Source organism: Marinobacterium zhoushanense (genome assembly GCF_014641945.1).
Lineage (GTDB): Bacteria > Pseudomonadota > Gammaproteobacteria > Pseudomonadales > Balneatricaceae > Marinobacterium_D > Marinobacterium_D zhoushanense.
Window position 1 is genome coordinate 23,980 of record NZ_BMIJ01000013.1, and the last position, 15,654, is coordinate 39,633.

Consider the following 15,654-nt stretch of genomic DNA (forward strand, 5'->3'; position numbering starts at 1 on the left):
CGTACGCGGTGTCGATCAGTCGAGCTGCGACAGATCGCGCACTGCGCCCTTGTCGGCAGAGGTAGCCAGCTTGGCGTAGGCTTTCAGCGCGGCGGATACCTTGCGCGGACGCTCATGGGCCGGTTTCCAGCCCAGCTTGTCCTGCTCGGCCCGGCGAACGGCCAGCTCTTCGTCCGACAGCAGCACATCGATGGTGCGGTTGGGGATATCGATGCGGATGCGATCGCCGTTACGCACCAGGCCGATGGCGCCACCGGCGGCCGCTTCCGGCGAGGCGTGACCGATCGACAGACCGGAGGTGCCGCCGGAGAAGCGACCGTCTGTGAGCAGGGCGCAGGCCTTACCCAGCCCCTTGGACTTCAGGTAAGAGGTCGGGTAGAGCATCTCCTGCATACCCGGGCCGCCTTTCGGGCCTTCGTAGCGGATGATGACGACATCGCCGGCCTTCACCTCGTCGTTGAGGATCTTCTGTACCGCCTCGTCCTGAGATTCCATGACGTTAGCGCTGCCCTCGAACACCAGAATCGAGTCGTCGACGCCGGCGGTTTTGACTACGCAGCCATCCAGCGCGATGTTGCCATGCAGTACCGCGAGGCCGCCCTCCAGCGAGAACGCGTGTTCAACCGAACGGATGCAGCCGTTGGCACGGTCACCGTCCAGAGTCGGCCAGCGGGTGGCCTGGCTGAACGCGATCTGGGTCGGGATACCGGCGGGGCCCGCCCTGTAGAACTCGACCACTTCCGGGCTCGGGTTGCGCATGATATCCCACTGATCCAGCGCGTCCTTCATCGTCGGTGCGTGCACGGTGGGCACGTCGGTGTGCAGCTTGCCGGCGCGGTCCAGCTCGCCGAGGATCGCCATGATGCCACCGGCACGGTGCACATCCTCGATATGATATTTCTGCGTGTTCGGCGCCACCTTGCACAGCTGCGGCACCTCGCGGGACAGGCGGTCGATATCCTTCATGGTGAAGTCGATCTCCGCTTCCTGGGCGATCGCCAGCAGGTGCAGAATGGTGTTGGTGGAACCACCCATGGCGATATCCAGCGTGATCGCGTTCTCGAACGCCTTCAGCCCCACGGAGCGCGGCAGTACGCGCTCGTCGTTACCTTCGTAGTAGCGCTTGGCCATCTCGACGATGGTGCGTCCGGCGCGCAGGAACAGCTGCTCGCGGTCGGCGTGGGTGGCCACCACGGTGCCGTTGCCCGGCAGCGCCAGACCCAGCGCCTCGGCCAGGCAGTTCATTGAGTTGGCGGTGAACATGCCGGAGCAGGAGCCGCAGGTGGGACAGGCGGAGCGCTCGACGGCATCGACCAGCTCGTCCGATGCGGTGGGATCGGCGGCCAGCACCATGGCATCGACCAGGTCCAGCTTGTGGTCGGCCAGCTTGGTCTTGCCTGCTTCCATCGGACCGCCGGAAACGAAGATCACCGGGATATTCAGGCGCATCGCCGCCATCAGCATTCCCGGGGTGATCTTGTCGCAGTTGGAGATGCAGACCAGGGCGTCGGCGCAGTGGGCGTTGACCATGTACTCGACGGAGTCGGCGATGATGTCGCGGCTTGGCAGCGAGTAGAGCATGCCGTCATGGCCCATAGCGATACCGTCGTCGACGGCGATGGTGTTGAACTCCTTCGCCACACCGCCAGCTTTCTCGATCTCGCGCGCCACCAGCTGTCCCATATCCTTGAGGTGGACGTGGCCCGGTACGAACTGGGTAAAGGAGTTGGCAACGGCGATGATCGGCTTGTGGAAGTCTTCATCCTTCATGCCGGTGGCACGCCACAGGGCGCGTGCGCCCGCCATATTGCGGCCCGCTGTTGAGGTCTTGGAACGATACTCTGGCATCTCGGATCCCTCGGTAACTGGGGGTGATCTGTCGTTTGGGAAAGGGTCAGATTATAGCAGATCGCTCCGCCGCTGTATCCGCCTGGCCGACAGTCGTCGCGGGCGATCGCCTCAGGGCGAAAATAAGGTCTAGACTGCCGGTGAGAGCGGAAAAAGAACCGCAGTTGCAAGATGGCAGGAGGTCTATATGCGTATTGGGGTACCCAAGGAGATAAAAGTACATGAGTACCGCGTTGGCTTGACGCCGATGGGAGTGCGTGAACTGGTGGCGCAGGGGCATGAGGTGCTGGTGCAATCGAATGCCGGGAGTGCCATCGGCTATGACGACGAAGCCTATCGTCAATCGGGTGCGCAGTTGGTGGCAGACGCCGAGGCCGTGTTCCGCGAGGCCGAGATGATCGTCAAGGTGAAGGAGCCGCAACTGAACGAGTGCGGTTGGCTAAGTGAGGATCAGCTACTGTTCACCTATCTGCACCTGGCGGCGGACCGGCCGCAGACCGATGCCCTCCTGGCCAGCGGTTGTACCGCCATCGCCTATGAAACGGTGGAGGATCGCCACGGCGGCCTGCCGTTGTTGGCGCCGATGAGCGAGGTGGCCGGGCGGATGGCGGTACAGGCCGGCGCGCACTGTCTGGAGAAGGAGCAGGGCGGCCGCGGCGTGCTGCTCTGCGGCGTACCCGGTGTCTCCCCCGGCCGGGTGGTAATTGTCGGTGGCGGTGTGGTCGGCAGCCAGGCGGCGCGGGTGGCCCAGGGGATGGGGGCACAGGTGACGATACTGGACAAGTCGATTCCGCGCCTGCGCGAGCTGGACGATCTGTTCGGCGGGCGGGTCGGCACCCTGTATTCGACCGGCGAGAATATCCGCCAGCAGGTGGCCCAGGCCGACCTGGTGATCGGCGCGGTGCTGGTGCCCGGCGCCAGGGCACCTAAACTGGTGACCCGGGAGATGCTGGCGCTGATGCCCCGTGGTGCGGCGCTGGTCGATGTGGCGATCGACCAGGGCGGTTGTTTCGAAACCAGCCATCCGACCACCCATGCCGATCCGATCTTCGAGGTCGACGGCATCGTCCACTACTGTGTCGCCAATATGCCCGGCGCGGTGGCGCGCACCTCGACACTGGCGCTGACCAACGCCACCCTGCCCTACATCGAAGCGTTGGCCGGGCTGGGCTGGCGCGATGCGCTGCGGCGTGTGCCGGGGCTGGCGCCAGGGCTCAATGTGCACGCGGGGCAGCTGTATTGCGCCGGCGTCGCCGATGCCTTTGGGCTGGAACTGGGGGATCTGCAGCGCCTGCTGGCAACCGGTTGAGCGCGGGGAAAAGTTCATGCTCGATTCATCTGCCACTGGGTAGATTGGTCACCATAGGCTGGTAGAACGAGCTGCCAGCCGCTAATCACCGGGGTTATGCCCCAGGGAGGCAAGCATGAACGCTAAATTATTAGCTGCCGGTCTGGCACTGCTCTCGGTGCTGGGCAGCAGCCAGGTGGTCCAGGCCAGTCCGTTCGAACATCAGCAGCGTCCGATTTTGGAACTCAGTCACTACAAGCATCACGACGGTTATTACAAGTATGACCGACACCAGCGTCTGGCGCGGGTGCTGGAAGTGGAGCCGATCTGGCCGAAGCGCGATCGCGACTGCCGTATCGACCGCCACCGTCATGAACGCAGTGACTGGGGTGACCGGAGCGATCGGGGCGACCGGGATCGTGCGCGTATCGTCGGTGCGTTGGCCGGCGGCACGGTCGGCAACCTGATCGGCCGTGAGCACGATAATGCACTGGTCGGTACCGTTGCTGGAGCGGTGATCGGCTCCGTCGGCGCCGATATCATCGTCAGTCATGACTGGGATCGGCACCGTGGCGAAGAGTGTGTTCGGGGGCACAAACTGAAGTATCATCAACAACCTGTCGCTTATTGGGTGCGATATATCTATCGCGGCCAGGTATATACGACGCGTACCCGACATCATCCGGGGCGCTATATCGAGATCGATAAACACTACGGTAGAAGGGGTTGAGTCCATGTCGCGTGTGAGGCGGATTGTGCTGGGTTGGCTGAGCGTTATGCTGGTGGCGGCGATCCCCTCGCTCATGGCGGCGCCAGTGCAGGCGCAAGGGTCACCGGCAGGCCTGCTGCTGGCCCAGAACGCCATCGACCTGAAGCAGGCGGTGGAGATCGCGCGGCGGGCGTTCGGCGGCGAAGTGGTCAAGGCGGAAGAGGTCGCTCAGGATGGGCGGCGGCTGTTTCAGATCCGCTTGGTCAACAATGGCCGGGTGCGCGATGTGCTGGTCGACGCTGAGTCCGGCAGGATACTGAACCCCTGAGCGAGGAGGTAGGCATGAAGCTACTGATTGTTGAAGATGATCCCGATCTGCGCCGCCAGCTCAGCAGTGGCTTGAGCGAGCGCGGCTATACCGTGGAGGAGGCGGGGGATGGCGAAGAGGCGCTCTATCTCGGTCGCGAATACCCCTACGACCTGGCGATTGTCGATCTGGGGCTGCCCAAGCTGTCCGGGATCGAGCTGATTCGGCAGTGGCGCACGGAGGAGCGCAACTTCCCGGTCCTGATCCTGACCGCACGCGGTGACTGGCAGGACAAGGTGGAGGGGCTTGAGGCCGGCGCCGATGACTACCTGGTCAAACCCTTCCATATCGAAGAGTTGGTCGCGCGCCTGAATGCGCTGCTGCGGCGTGCGGCGGGGCATGCCCGGCCGCAGTTCGATTTTGGCCCGTTGACCCTGGATACCACGGCGCGCACGGTATCGCTCAACGGCGAGCCGGTGAAACTGACCAGCTACGAGTACCGCACCCTGGAGTATCTGGTGCTCAACGCCGGCAAAACCGTGTCCAAGACCGAGCTAACCGAGCACCTGTATCACCAGGACTACGATCGTGATTCCAACGTGCTCGAAGTGTTTATCCGTCGTCTGCGGCAGAAGCTGGATCCCGAGCAGACGCTGCAGCCGATCGATACGGTACGCGGGTTGGGTTACCGCTTTGCGCTGAAAGCGACCGACAGCGCTGGATGAAACTCGCTTCGCTGATCCCGCGGTCGCTCAAGGCGCGCCTGTTCTGGGCGTCGGTGGTGCTGTTGCCGGTGGTGATCGTGTTTGCCGCCGCCGCCCTGCAGCGCGCCTTCCACAACAGCCTGGAAGCCTCGGAGGCAAGCCAGGCGCGGCTGCACGTCTACCTGCTGCTGGGTGAAGCGGAACTGCGCAATGGCCGTATCTGGCTGCCCGACAGCGTGCAGGAGCCGCGCTTCAGCCAGGTGCAATCCGGGCTCTATGCCACGGTTCACGCCCGCGGTGGTGAACTGCTCTGGCGCTCGCCCTCATCCGAGCTGCTCTCCGAAGAGCTGATCGCCGAGCTGCCCAGCAGTCGTCTGGAGCCCGGCCAGACCCTGTTTAATCATCTGGTGGCCGATGGCCTGTTCCTGTTCCAGTATCCGGTTGTCTGGGAGGGGGTGAATGGCGAACAGCACTTTCTGGTATCGGTGCTGCACTCCGACGAGAGCGTAGGTCAGGAGATGCAGGCGTTTGCCACCCAGCTCTGGGGCTGGCTCGGTGGCGTCTACCTGCTGGCGCTGCTGATGCAGTACCTAATCATGCGCTGGGGGCTGAAGCCGCTGGATCGGCTGGCCGAGGACCTGAGCCAGATCGAGCAGGGCCAGGCGGACAAGCTGAAGGGGGTCTATCCGCTGGAGGTGCAGGCGGTGACCGATAACCTGAACCGGCTGATTGAGAGCGAGCGGCGCCAGCGCGAACGCTATCGCAACACCCTGGGAGATCTGGCGCACAGCCTGAAGACCCCGCTGGCGGTGATGCAGGGGGCGGCGAATGAATCGATTGACGGCGAACGCTATCGTCAGCTGGTCAACGAGCAGACCGGCAGGATGACGCAGATCGTCCAGTACCAGCTCTCCCGTGCGGTTAAGTCGCCGGGCGCGCCGCTGGCGAAGCCGGTAGCGGTTGAGCCGGTGGTGACGCGCATCCTGTCCGCGCTGGCCAAGGTCTACGCCGACAAGCACATCGCCGTGAGTTCGGAGCTGGAACCCGAGATCAACTTCGCCGGTGATGAGCATGACCTGATGGAGCTGCTCGGCAATATTCTGGAAAACGCATTCAAATATGGCCACAGCCAGGTGCTGGTGCGTGGGCGGCAGAGGGATGGCATGCTGGTGCTGGAGGTGGCGGATGATGGCCCAGGCGTCAGTGCCGGCCGGCGCCAGACCATCCTCGAGCGCGGTGCACGGCTGGACTCCTCGGCGCCGGGGCAGGGGATCGGCCTGTCGGTGGCGGTGGATATTCTCAGCAGCTACGGCGGTGCGCTGGAGATCCGGGACAGCGCCGACCTGCACGGCGCGGCCTTCCAGATCCAGCTGCCGACACTGTAAAAGGCCCGCTGCGCTGCCGCCGCGGCGTTACCGGTTGGCGCTCCCGCACCCTTTGGCTCAGAGCTGCTTGAAGAACACCTTGGAGTTGCGCTGGAAGTTGTACAGCTCCTTTTTCTTGCCAGGCAGAGCGTCCAGCGGCGCGGGTCTGAAACCGCGCTCCAGGAACCAGTGCGCGGTGCGGGTGGTCAGCACGAACAGCTGGCGCAGGCCCTGAGCCTTGGCGGTCTCCTCGATATGCTCGAGCAGCAGGTCGCCGCGTTCGCCGCCCCGGTACTCGCTGCTGATCACCACGCAGGCCAGCTCGCCGATCGCCTCGTCAGCGAACGGGTAGAGTGCGGCACAGCCGATGATCGCACCATCGCGCACCACCACGCTGAAACGCTCGATCTCCGATTCCAGCAGCTCGCGTGAGCGGCGCACCAGCACCCCTTTCTCCTCCAGCGGCGCGATCAGCTCCAGAATTCCGCCCACATCCTCGATATCGGCGGCGCGCACCTGCTCGTAGGACTCCTTGCTGATCATGGTGCCGGTGCCGTCACGGGTAAACAGTTCGATCAGCAGCGCGCCATCCTGTGCGTGGCTGACCAGATGGCAGCGGGGGATGCCTTTGTCACAGGCATCGGCGGCGGCCTGCAGCAGACAGGCCATTTCGCTCCAGGGCTGCTCAGGGTCGTTGGCCACCCGTGCCGAGTAGTGGTGCACCAGGCGGCGGGCGGTCTCCGCCAGCAGTTCGCTGCGCAGATCGCCGCTGGAATCGTAGATCCCCTCCTGCTGGCCGAACAGGATCAGCTTGTCCGCCTTCAGCGCCACCGCCACGCCGGTGGCGACCTCCTCCACCGACATATTGAAGATCTCGCCGGTGGGCGAGTAGCCCAGGTTGGAGATCAGTACGATGTTGTCCATATCCAGCTGTTGCTTGATCGCCAGATGATCGACCCGGCGCAGCTCACCGGTGTGGCCCATGTCCACACCATCGAGCACGCCGAGCGGACGCGCGGTGATGAAGTTGCCGGAGCAGACCCGGATCCGCGCGCCGTGCATCGGCGTGTTGGCCAGCCCCATCGACAGCTGGGCCTCGATCTCGGTGCGCACCCGGCCCACCGCCTCGATAACACAACGCAGGCTTTCGCTGTCGGTGACCCGCTGGTCGTGGTGCAGCCGGATCTCCAGCCCCGCCTCGCGGGTACGCTCGTCGATCTGCGGCCGGGCGCCGTGCACCAGCACCAGACGCACGTCCAGGCTGTTGAGCAGTGCCAGGTCATGCACGATGCTGGCGAGATAGCTGTCGTTGATCGCCTCACCGCCCAACATCACCACGAAGGTCTTGCCCCGGTGGGCATGGATGTAGGGGGAGGAGTGGCGAAACCAGTTAACGAAGTCTTGGGTCGTGTCGTTCACGCGGTCAACCTGTCAGAGGCCCTGATTTAGAGGCAATAGCTTAGAGGCAATAGCGGGTAATCATCTGCTTGAGTATATCGATTGTCGGCTGTATCTGGTCCAGCGCCAGGTACTCGTCGGGTTGATGGGCCTGATCGATGGAGCCGGGTCCCATGACGATGGTATCCATCCCGAGCTGCTGCAGGAAGGGGGCTTCGGTACCATAGGCTACCGACTGGGCCTTATGCCCGGTCAGCTTCTCGGCCAGGTTCACCAGCTCGCTGCTGGCGGGCGTTTCGAACGCCGGTATACCGGGGAACAGTGGGCGCGCTTCCAGTTTGACACCAAAACGCTCACCGAACGGCAGCAGCCGCGCGCTGATCGCATCGCGTAGCCCCTCCAGCGACATCCCCGGCAGCGGGCGCAGGTCGAACTCCAGTTCGCAATGGCCGCAGATCCGGTTCGGGTTATCGCCGCCATGGATGCAGCCGAAGTTCAGGGTCGGTACATCGACCCGGAAATCGCTGTTGCGATAACGGGATTGCAGCTCGGTGCGAAATGCCGATAGCTCATTCAGGACCTGTTGCATGGCATCCAGTGCGTTAGCACCGAGCGATGGGTCGGAGGAGTGGCCGGAGCGGCCCTCGATCCGTACCGCCTCCATCATCATCCCCTTGTGCATGCGCACCGGTCTCAGGCTGGAGGGCTCGCCGATCACCGCTGCCCGTGCCTTGGGCCGACCGGCATCGACCAGTGCGCGGGCACCGGACATGGAGCTCTCCTCGTCGGCCGTGGCGAGGATGATCAGCGGACTTTTCAGCGGTTGGTCGACGAAGGCTTTTGCCGCTTCGACGGCCAGTGCCAGGAACCCCTTCATGTCACATGTGCCCAGGCCATAGAGGCGCTGATCGCGCTCCTCCACCTTGAATGGATCGGAGCGCCACAGCTGCGGATCGCAGGGCACGGTATCGGTGTGTCCCGACAGCACCAGCCCGCCGGGGCCGGTGCCTAGGGTGGCAATGAGGTTGGCCTTGGTCGGTTCTCCAGGCACCGGCATCACTTCACAGTTGAAGCCCAACGCCTCGAGCCAGGTATGCAGGTGTTCGATCACGGCCAGATTGCTCTGATCCCAGTCCGGCGTGGTCGAGCTGATAGAGGGCGCGGCGATCAGCTCGCGCAGCATCGTCATCGTATCGGGAAGGGGCATGGCGTGGTCTCCGCTGTTAGAGAGAGTAGTGTGCCGCGGATAACCGGCAGGTTCCAGTATGGATCCTTATGCGCGATGGAACAATTCAGCGGGAGAGTGGAAGGGCCGTCAGGCGGTCCCTAAAGAGCCAGGGGACGAACCGAGTTCGTCTCCTGGCTGAAAAAATGCATGTGCGAACGGTCTAATTCAGCTTGGGCTAGCCGAATTACCGCCACCACTATTTGGCTCCGGTATGCTGACCGGTTCAACGGTTGGCTGCTGGAAGAGTGGCTCTAGCTGGTTGTTTGACTCATCGTTATTAGTAGGGCTCGACTGGTCTGCCAAGATTGTATTGATCTGCGCGGCAACGGAGGGGCTTACCGCAACGAGTACCGGGTCGGTCGAGGCGGTAGTCAGGACAGAGACCACCTGTTGTGCGGCTCCCGTTGAGGCCGCTGCAACAGTCGGACTGGAGACCGCAGCATAGGCATTCGCCATGATACTGATCGCGGCATTTGGGTTAGCTTGATAAACACTGGGGGTGGCCGCCAGCTGGCTCAGCTGGACGGCGAGAGTGCCGACACTCTGGGGTGCTGCCTGTTGAACCGCCGGGTTCACGATAATTCGCGAGGCTGATACTGCGACCAACAAGGCGTCTTGTGGCGCGCTGGACAAAACGGGCTGGGAGTTTACGACGGCTACCGCCGCCTGGACGGCACTGATGGCCGCCTGGGGGTTTGTTGCCACCATCTGTTCCGCCGCTGTCGTGACTGCATGAGCCAGACTTGCAGCACGTAACGGATTGCCTCCGGATAGCGCCGATATCGCTTGCGAGATCGCATTGGGGTTACCGGTCATGACCGCGGCTTGCAACGCCGGAGGCAGGTTAGTCCCGGCCGATTGCGTCCAGCCAACCTGTGGCAGCAGAAACGTCAAAGCGCAGATGACGCCCAACAGTATTTTTCGCATTTTGCACCCTTATTCAGACGGTTGGCTTCCATAGCGTAGGCACGTTGTGCCGAGTCAAAATGCAGTCTACACATCGAATGATGCGTGGCCAATATGGCGTTGCGGCATAGGCGGGAGACGACAAGCACTGCGGAGGAAAACGGGGGAGGTGTTAACTCCCCCGGGGATGGCTCAGGCGAAGATCCCCTTGAGCATGAAGAAGAACATGATCGCCAGCAAGGCGCCGGCCGGCAGGGTAACCAGCCAGGAGATGAAGATGGTACCGACCACGCGCAGGTTCAGGGCCGCCATGCCGCGGGCGATACCCACGCCCAGTACCGCACCGACCAGAGTGTGGGTGGTCGAGATTGGCAGGCCGGTGCCCGAGGCGACGACCACGGTCGATGCCGCCGCCAGCGTTGCGGCGAAACCGCGGCTCGGCGTCAGCTCGGTGATATTGGTGCCGACAGTGGCGATTACCTTGTGGCCATACATCAGCAGTCCGACGACGATACCACCACCGCCGAGCAGCAGAATCCATGTCGGCATGGCAGTCTTCTGTGCCACCTCACCGCCGGAGGCGACCACGCCGACCACTGCCGCCAGCGGACCGACCGCGTTGGCCACGTCGTTGGAGCCGTGGGCGAAGGCCATGGCGCAGGCGGTGAACAGCATCAGGATGCCGAACACCTTCTCCACGCTGCTGAAGTGGTATTCACGGTCCGCCGCCGGGTCCTGCTTGATCCGGCGCAGCATCAGCACGCCGAGCGCCATGACGCCGAGGGCCACGACCACGGAGATCAGTGCGCTCTGGCCCCAGTTCAGGTGCAGGCCGATGTGCTTGAGTCCCTTGGTGAAAGTGACCATGGCCACGATAAAACCGACCAGGAAGATGTAGAAGGGTACGTAACGCTTGGCGTTACGGAAGGGGTCCTCAGTATCGAGGATCAACGTCTGTACGCTGCGGAACAGGGCAAAGCCGATCACACCGGCGGTGACCGGAGAGACCACCCAGCTGGCGACGATGGTGCCGACCTTGCTCCAGTGCACGGCGTCAACCGAGATGCCCACGGCGGCGAAACCGACGATGGCGCCGACGATGGAGTGCGTGGTGGAGACCGGCCAGCCGTAGTGGGTGGCGACCAGCAGCCACAGACCGGCGGCAAGCAGCGAGGCGAGCATGCCGTACACCAGAAGATCGGGGCTGCCCGAGAGGATGGCCGGATCGATGATCCCCTTGCGAATGGTCGCGGTAACCGCACCACCAGCCAGGTAGGCGCCGGCAAACTCGAACAGAATGGCGATGACGATCGCCTGTTTCAGCGTGATCGAGCGCGAGCCGACGGAGGTGCCCATGGCGTTGGCAACATCGTTGGCACCCACACCCCAGGCCATGAAAAAGCCGAATACACAGGCGAGTATGATGAATACCTCGCCATGCTGAGCAATGATTTCCATGAGAATCCTTTGTCTTGCCGGTTAGCGGGCCAGTAACAGTTGCAGGCGGCTGCCCACCTGTTGCGAGCGGTTGGCGAGGTCGCCAATCCAGTTGATGATCTGGTACAGGAACATCACATCCACCGGATAGAGGTCGCGCTCGACAGCGAACAGGGCAGAACGCAAATTGCGTTCGCAACCATCGGTTTCATTCTCGAGGCGGTCAAGCTCGGTCAGCAGACGCTCGACCAGATCGATTTCGTGGCCGCGAAAGCCTGAGGTGACCAGCTCGTCGAGCTCGTTGAGGGCGGTTTTCGCCTGCTCGCTGGTCTGCAGTGCGGTGTCGAGAAACTCGAGCAGTCCTTTCTGCAGGGGTTCGGGGACGCCCATCTTGCGACCCAGCATCAGTCCGGCAATATCCTTCGCCTTGTTGGCGATCTTGTCCTGCATACGCAGCAGCTCAAGCAGATCTGAGCGCGGTACCGGCAGGAACAGACTGCTGGGCAGGTTCTGGCGGATGTTGCGCTTGATCTCGTCCGCCTCGTGCTCGAGGGTGACGATACGCTGCTGGCTCTCGGATGCCGCTTCCCAATCCTCCGCGATCACCGCATTAAAAAACGGGACCAGTTCAGCGGCGCATGCCTGCGCCTTGGCGATATGTTCCTGCATCGGCATGAACGGGGAACGGGCGAACATCTGGAAAATGGGGCTGTTGACCATTGATGTGTACCTGTTAACCGGTTTAAAAGGTGGCGCAAGTATACGTATCGGAACGCCATTTTTGTAATAAATTAGCAATGAAATTGTTACAACGCAGGGTTGTTGGCGCTGAAAACGCTCGAAATTCGAACTTGGAGCACAACTGCACCCGGTGAGATCTGCCAGGCGTGCTGGAGAGTTGGCCAGCCCACCCCTAGAATGTTAGGTATTGAATCGATGAGGTAGACCGATGGGATCGGAAACAGAACTCAAGCTCGGATTGTTGCCGGAGTACAGCGAGGAGGTGACTGCACTGCCGCTGCTCGAGCAACTGTCCTATGCCGAGCCGGAACGGCGCACGCTGACCAATATCTACTACGACACCTCCGCTCAGGACCTGCGCCGCGCCCGGGTGGCGCTGCGGATCCGGCGTGATGGCGAGCGTTATATTCAGACCCTGAAGAGTGCCGGCAACGGGCAGGCGGGTCTGTCGGTGCGCAACGAGTGGGAGTGGGAGCGGCCGGAGCCCAGCCTGGATACTGACCTGCTGCGCGAGCACCTGCCGCCGGCGCTGTGTGATGACAGCCTGCTGGCGTCGCTGCAACCGGCATTTGAAACCGATTTCGAGCGCCACCTCTGGTGGCTCGGCGGCGAGAGCGAGGAGGGCGCCTGGCAGGTCGAGGTGGCGCTGGATCGGGGCGAGATCCGCGCCGGTGAACGGCGCATGCCGCTGTGCGAACTGGAACTGGAGCTGAAGTCGGGACAGAGCGATCAGCTGTTTCATCTGGCCCTGGAGATCGCTCGCCAGTTGCCGGTGCAGGTGTGTGATGCGAGCAAGGCGCAGCGTGGCTATGAACTGGCGGGCGCCGCAGCGTCTCTGCCGAGCGTGGCTCCGGGTTTTGATGGTGATGCCACGCTGAGCCTGGTGCGGTTGATCGGCGATTGTCTCAGGGCCTGGCCGGTGCAGCTGGAGGCGGCTATGGCCGGGGATGAGCAGGCGCTGCAGGCGTTGGCCCGAACCCTCGACCTGCAACTGGTGGCGCTGGAATCCCTGCCCGAGGTGGCCGAGCATTGCCAGGTACTGATCTCCCAGTATCAGCGGCTGCGTGCCGATGTGGCCCGCGCCCATGACTGGCGGCTGCTTGATTGCATGCCGCAGGCCTGGCAGCACACGCAGCGTGATGCGGGGCTGAAGTTGCTGCAGGGGTTGCGACACAAGACCCTGCCGGGTCAGCTGGCGCTGGCCACCGGCGAACTGCTGTGGCAGATCGTCGATGATGAGGCGGTCGACGGATGAGCGCAGCCCAGCTACTGGTGATTCATACTGGCGGTACCATCGGTATGGTCCCGACCGAATACGGGCTGGCGCCTGCCACCGGATTCGAGCAGCTGGTGCGATCCCGGCTCGGGCAGCGGCTTGACCATCTGCCGAGTTTTGATCTGCTTGAGTTATCGCCGCTGATCGACAGCGCCGAGCTGACACCGGAGCACTGGCATCTGATCGCGGCGCCGATCCTGGAGCGCTACGCGGATTACCAGGGATTTGTTGTACTGCATGGCACCGACACCCTGGCCTATACCGCCTCGGCGCTGTCGTTTGTGTTGCACGGGCTGAATAAACCGCTGATCCTGACCGGTTCGCAGATTCCGTTGAGCAGCCCGCGTAATGATGCCGAGAATCAGCTGCTGGCGGCGCTGGAGCTCGCCGGGCGTCGCGAGATCAACGAGGTCTGCGTACTGTTCGACGGTTTGCTGCTGCGCGGTAACCGCTGCGTCAAGCTGGACACCAGTGCGATGGCGGCGTTCGACTCACCGAACAGCCCGCATCTTGGCACAGTGGGCATCGATATCCGATTGCGGCGGGACCTGTTGCTGCCTGCGGGGACGCCGACCTTTTTCCGAGGGCAGTTCGACCCGCTGGCGGTCGCGGTGCTGCGCATATTTCCCGGTATACGTTCGACACTGCTGCAGGCGGTGCTGAGCCAACCGGGGCTGAAGGCGCTGGTGTTGCAGAGCTATGGTGTTGGCAACGCGCCGGTTAGCGATACGGCGCTGCTGGAAACGCTGGAGGCGGCGGTGGCACGGGGCACCACTATCGTCAATGTCAGCCAATGTGTGCGCGGCGGCGTGGCGGACGGCACCTATGCCACCGGCTCGGCCCTGACGCGTGCCGGTGTGATACCCGGCGCCGACCTGACCCTGGAGGCGGCATTTGCCAAACTGCACTGGTTGGTGGCGCAAAACAAAACGCCGGCCGAGATCGCAGCGTCGATGCGGCGGGCGTTCTGCGGCGAGCAGCAGGTGTCGTCGTAAGTGTGCGACGCCGTGTGCCCGTCGATCAGCTGGCGGTCAGCGTGAAGGAGCTCATAGAGATCGCCCCACGGGTAACCGAGTCATTAAAAAACTCCAGACGGTCGTTCGCTCGCTGCAAACCAATGGCGTACAGCATGGGAATGTAGTGATCAGGCGTGGGCACCGATAGCTGGGCTGCCTGGCCAAACTGCGGGTAGTTGAGGATACTTTGGTGATCACCGTCTAGCAGAAGCTCTTTGATGCGCTGGTTAAAGGCCAGAGCCCAGTCATAACCGCCGTCGATCATTCGCACCGCACGTAGATTGTGGACGATATTGCCACTGCCGATGATCAGTACCCCCCGCTCCCTCAGCGTCGATAACTGCTGTGCCAGTTGGTAGTGGTAGGCCATCGGACGGTGATAGTCGATGCTGAGCTGGAACACAGGGATATCGGCGTCCGGGTACATTCGGCTAAGTACCGACCAGGTGCCATGATCCAGCCCCTGCTTGTCATCCAGCCTGACCAGCGCCTGTCCGGATGCTTGCCGGGTCAGAGTCTGGACCAGCGCGGCGCCCTCCGGCGAGCCCGGTGCCCGATACTGAACGTCGAACAGTGCCTGTGGAAAACCGCCAAAGTCGTGGATGGTGTCTGGCTGAGTAGCGGCGCTGACGAAACTGCCGCGCGTCAGCCAGTGGGCGGATACGCAGAGTATCGCCGCCGGCTTGGGCAGCTGTTGCCCCAGCTTTCGCCAGGTTTGGGCGAAAGGGGTGTCCTCGATCGCATTCATGGGTGAGCCGTGACCGATAAAGGCGACCGGCAGGGTGTTCGTATGTGGCAGAGAGCGGGCGATCTCCGCAAAAAGAGAGCTGGAGAGCGGAGCACATATCAGGCCGAGTGCTCCCTTGATCAGGTGGCGTCTATTCATCTTGTGTCCAGGTGCCTAGGCAGTGTCGCGCGAAGGGTAACAGTGGATGCTAACGCAGGCGAAGCAGATGCTGAATGGACTTTTCCTGCCGGTGGCGCGGTGACGCCCGGTACCGGGCGTCAGCGTTTTGCTCAGTGGTTGAGGATCTGACTGAGGAACAGCTGGGTCCTTTCATGCTGCGGGTTGTTGAAGAACTCGTGTGGGTCGTTCTCCTCGACGATCTGGCCGGCGTCCATGAAGATCACCCGGTCCGCCACGGTCTTGGCAAAACCCATCTCGTGGGTCACGCAGAGCATGGTCATCCCCTCCCGGGCCAGCTCGATCATCACGTCGAGCACCTCCTTGATCATCTCCGGGTCCAGTGCCGAGGTCGGCTCGTCGAACAGCATCACATCCGGGTTCATGCACAGACTGCGGGCAATCGCCACGCGCTGCTGCTGACCGCCGGAGAGCTGCCCCGGGTACTTCAGCGCCTGCTCCGGGATCTTCACCCGCTCCAGGTACTTCATCGCCGTGGCCTCGGCCTCCTTGCGCGGCACCTTCTTG

At 62.9% G+C, this 15,654-nt stretch carries 15 protein-coding genes; 7 read left to right on the forward strand and 8 right to left on the reverse strand.

Annotated elements, in window-relative coordinates; all coding sequences use genetic code 11:
* Window positions 1-15: 15 nt before the first annotated feature.
* Window positions 16-1,848, reverse strand: coding sequence for a dihydroxy-acid dehydratase (gene ilvD, locus IEX40_RS21695; protein ID WP_188752326.1), 1,833 nt, complete (start codon window positions 1,846-1,848; stop codon window positions 16-18).
* Between the two features lie 187 nt (window positions 1,849-2,035).
* On the opposite strand from ilvD, the gene ald reads away from it, so the two are divergent.
* The 5 genes from ald to IEX40_RS21720 all read left to right on the forward strand — a co-directional run bounded on the left by ald (window position 2,036) and on the right by IEX40_RS21720 (window position 6,241).
* The gene (gene ald, locus IEX40_RS21700; protein ID WP_188752329.1) at window positions 2,036-3,157 is read left to right on the forward strand and encodes an alanine dehydrogenase; all 1,122 of its coding nucleotides are present in this window, start codon (window positions 2,036-2,038) and stop codon (window positions 3,155-3,157) included.
* 115 nt (window positions 3,158-3,272) lie between these two features.
* The gene (locus IEX40_RS21705; RefSeq protein WP_188752331.1) at window positions 3,273-3,866 is read left to right on the forward strand and encodes a glycine zipper 2TM domain-containing protein; all 594 of its coding nucleotides are present in this window, start codon (window positions 3,273-3,275) and stop codon (window positions 3,864-3,866) included.
* A gap of 4 nt (window positions 3,867-3,870) precedes the next feature.
* Window positions 3,871-4,173 (forward strand): PepSY domain-containing protein, encoded by a 303-nt coding sequence (locus IEX40_RS21710; RefSeq protein WP_188752333.1) that lies wholly within the window; start codon window positions 3,871-3,873, stop codon window positions 4,171-4,173.
* 14 nt (window positions 4,174-4,187) lie between these two features.
* Window positions 4,188-4,877 (forward strand): response regulator transcription factor, encoded by a 690-nt coding sequence (locus tag IEX40_RS21715; protein ID WP_188752335.1) that lies wholly within the window; start codon window positions 4,188-4,190, stop codon window positions 4,875-4,877.
* A complete protein-coding gene (locus IEX40_RS21720) occupies window positions 4,874-6,241 on the forward strand; it encodes an ATP-binding protein (RefSeq protein ID WP_188752337.1) in 1,368 nt (455 codons plus the stop codon). Before IEX40_RS21715 ends, IEX40_RS21720 begins: the two co-directional genes overlap by 4 nt.
* A 57-nt stretch (window positions 6,242-6,298) precedes the next feature.
* Here the strand turns inward: IEX40_RS21720 and argA are convergent, their stop codons facing one another.
* The 5 genes from argA to IEX40_RS21745 form a co-directional block, all read right to left on the reverse strand.
* The gene (gene argA / locus IEX40_RS21725; RefSeq protein WP_188752338.1) at window positions 6,299-7,639 is read right to left on the reverse strand and encodes an amino-acid N-acetyltransferase; all 1,341 of its coding nucleotides are present in this window, start codon (window positions 7,637-7,639) and stop codon (window positions 6,299-6,301) included.
* A 40-nt stretch (window positions 7,640-7,679) separates the two neighbouring features.
* Window positions 7,680-8,825, reverse strand: a complete 1,146-nt coding sequence (gene argE / locus IEX40_RS21730) for an acetylornithine deacetylase (RefSeq protein ID WP_188752339.1) — start codon at window positions 8,823-8,825, stop codon at window positions 7,680-7,682.
* A 186-nt stretch (window positions 8,826-9,011) separates the two neighbouring features.
* Window positions 9,012-9,773 carry a hypothetical protein gene (locus IEX40_RS21735; RefSeq protein WP_188752340.1) on the reverse strand — a complete coding sequence of 254 codons (762 nt, stop codon included), beginning with the start codon at window positions 9,771-9,773 and terminating at the stop codon, window positions 9,012-9,014.
* 171 nt (window positions 9,774-9,944) lie between these two features.
* Window positions 9,945-11,210: an inorganic phosphate transporter gene (locus tag IEX40_RS21740; protein WP_188752341.1), complete on the reverse strand. Its 1,266-nt coding sequence runs from the start codon at window positions 11,208-11,210 to the stop codon at window positions 9,945-9,947.
* 21 nt (window positions 11,211-11,231) lie between these two features.
* Window positions 11,232-11,909 (reverse strand): TIGR00153 family protein, encoded by a 678-nt coding sequence (locus IEX40_RS21745; protein WP_188752342.1) that lies wholly within the window; start codon window positions 11,907-11,909, stop codon window positions 11,232-11,234.
* A gap of 229 nt (window positions 11,910-12,138) precedes the next feature.
* On the opposite strand from IEX40_RS21745, the gene IEX40_RS21750 reads away from it, so the two are divergent.
* Both IEX40_RS21750 and IEX40_RS21755 read left to right on the forward strand, forming a co-directional pair.
* Window positions 12,139-13,185: a CYTH domain-containing protein gene (locus IEX40_RS21750; protein ID WP_188752343.1), complete on the forward strand. Its 1,047-nt coding sequence runs from the start codon at window positions 12,139-12,141 to the stop codon at window positions 13,183-13,185.
* The gene (locus IEX40_RS21755; protein WP_188752344.1) at window positions 13,182-14,201 is read left to right on the forward strand and encodes an asparaginase domain-containing protein; all 1,020 of its coding nucleotides are present in this window, start codon (window positions 13,182-13,184) and stop codon (window positions 14,199-14,201) included. The genes IEX40_RS21750 and IEX40_RS21755 overlap by 4 nt, the downstream gene beginning before the upstream one ends.
* 25 nt (window positions 14,202-14,226) lie before the next feature.
* Here the strand turns inward: IEX40_RS21755 and ygiD are convergent, their stop codons facing one another.
* Together ygiD and IEX40_RS21765 are read right to left on the reverse strand one after the other, a co-directional pair.
* Window positions 14,227-15,108, reverse strand: a complete 882-nt coding sequence (gene ygiD, locus IEX40_RS21760) for a 4,5-DOPA-extradiol-dioxygenase (RefSeq protein WP_188752345.1) — start codon at window positions 15,106-15,108, stop codon at window positions 14,227-14,229.
* A gap of 131 nt (window positions 15,109-15,239) precedes the next feature.
* Window positions 15,240-15,654 (reverse strand): amino acid ABC transporter ATP-binding protein (locus IEX40_RS21765; protein WP_229680551.1); only part of this gene is annotated, 415 nt, incomplete at its 5' end.

Bases quoted from the DNA above. Each gene is read 5' to 3' on its own strand.
- ilvD (WP_188752326.1), bottom strand. From the start codon at position 1,848: ATGCCAGAGTATCGTTCCAAGACCTCAACAGCGGGCCGCAATATGGCG.
- ald (WP_188752329.1), top strand. From the start codon at position 2,036: ATGCGTATTGGGGTACCCAAGGAGATAAAAGTACATGAGTACCGCGTT.
- IEX40_RS21705 (WP_188752331.1), top strand. From the start codon at position 3,273: ATGAACGCTAAATTATTAGCTGCCGGTCTGGCACTGCTCTCGGTGCTG.
- IEX40_RS21710 (WP_188752333.1), top strand. From the start codon at position 3,871: ATGTCGCGTGTGAGGCGGATTGTGCTGGGTTGGCTGAGCGTTATGCTG.
- IEX40_RS21715 (WP_188752335.1), top strand. From the start codon at position 4,188: ATGAAGCTACTGATTGTTGAAGATGATCCCGATCTGCGCCGCCAGCTC.
- IEX40_RS21720 (WP_188752337.1), top strand. From the start codon at position 4,874: ATGAAACTCGCTTCGCTGATCCCGCGGTCGCTCAAGGCGCGCCTGTTC.
- argE (WP_188752339.1), bottom strand. From the start codon at position 8,825: ATGCCCCTTCCCGATACGATGACGATGCTGCGCGAGCTGATCGCCGCG.
- IEX40_RS21735 (WP_188752340.1), bottom strand. From the start codon at position 9,773: ATGCGAAAAATACTGTTGGGCGTCATCTGCGCTTTGACGTTTCTGCTG.
- IEX40_RS21740 (WP_188752341.1), bottom strand. From the start codon at position 11,210: ATGGAAATCATTGCTCAGCATGGCGAGGTATTCATCATACTCGCCTGT.
- IEX40_RS21745 (WP_188752342.1), bottom strand. From the start codon at position 11,909: ATGGTCAACAGCCCCATTTTCCAGATGTTCGCCCGTTCCCCGTTCATG.
- IEX40_RS21750 (WP_188752343.1), top strand. From the start codon at position 12,139: ATGGGATCGGAAACAGAACTCAAGCTCGGATTGTTGCCGGAGTACAGC.
- IEX40_RS21755 (WP_188752344.1), top strand. From the start codon at position 13,182: ATGAGCGCAGCCCAGCTACTGGTGATTCATACTGGCGGTACCATCGGT.
- ygiD (WP_188752345.1), bottom strand. From the start codon at position 15,108: ATGAATAGACGCCACCTGATCAAGGGAGCACTCGGCCTGATATGTGCT.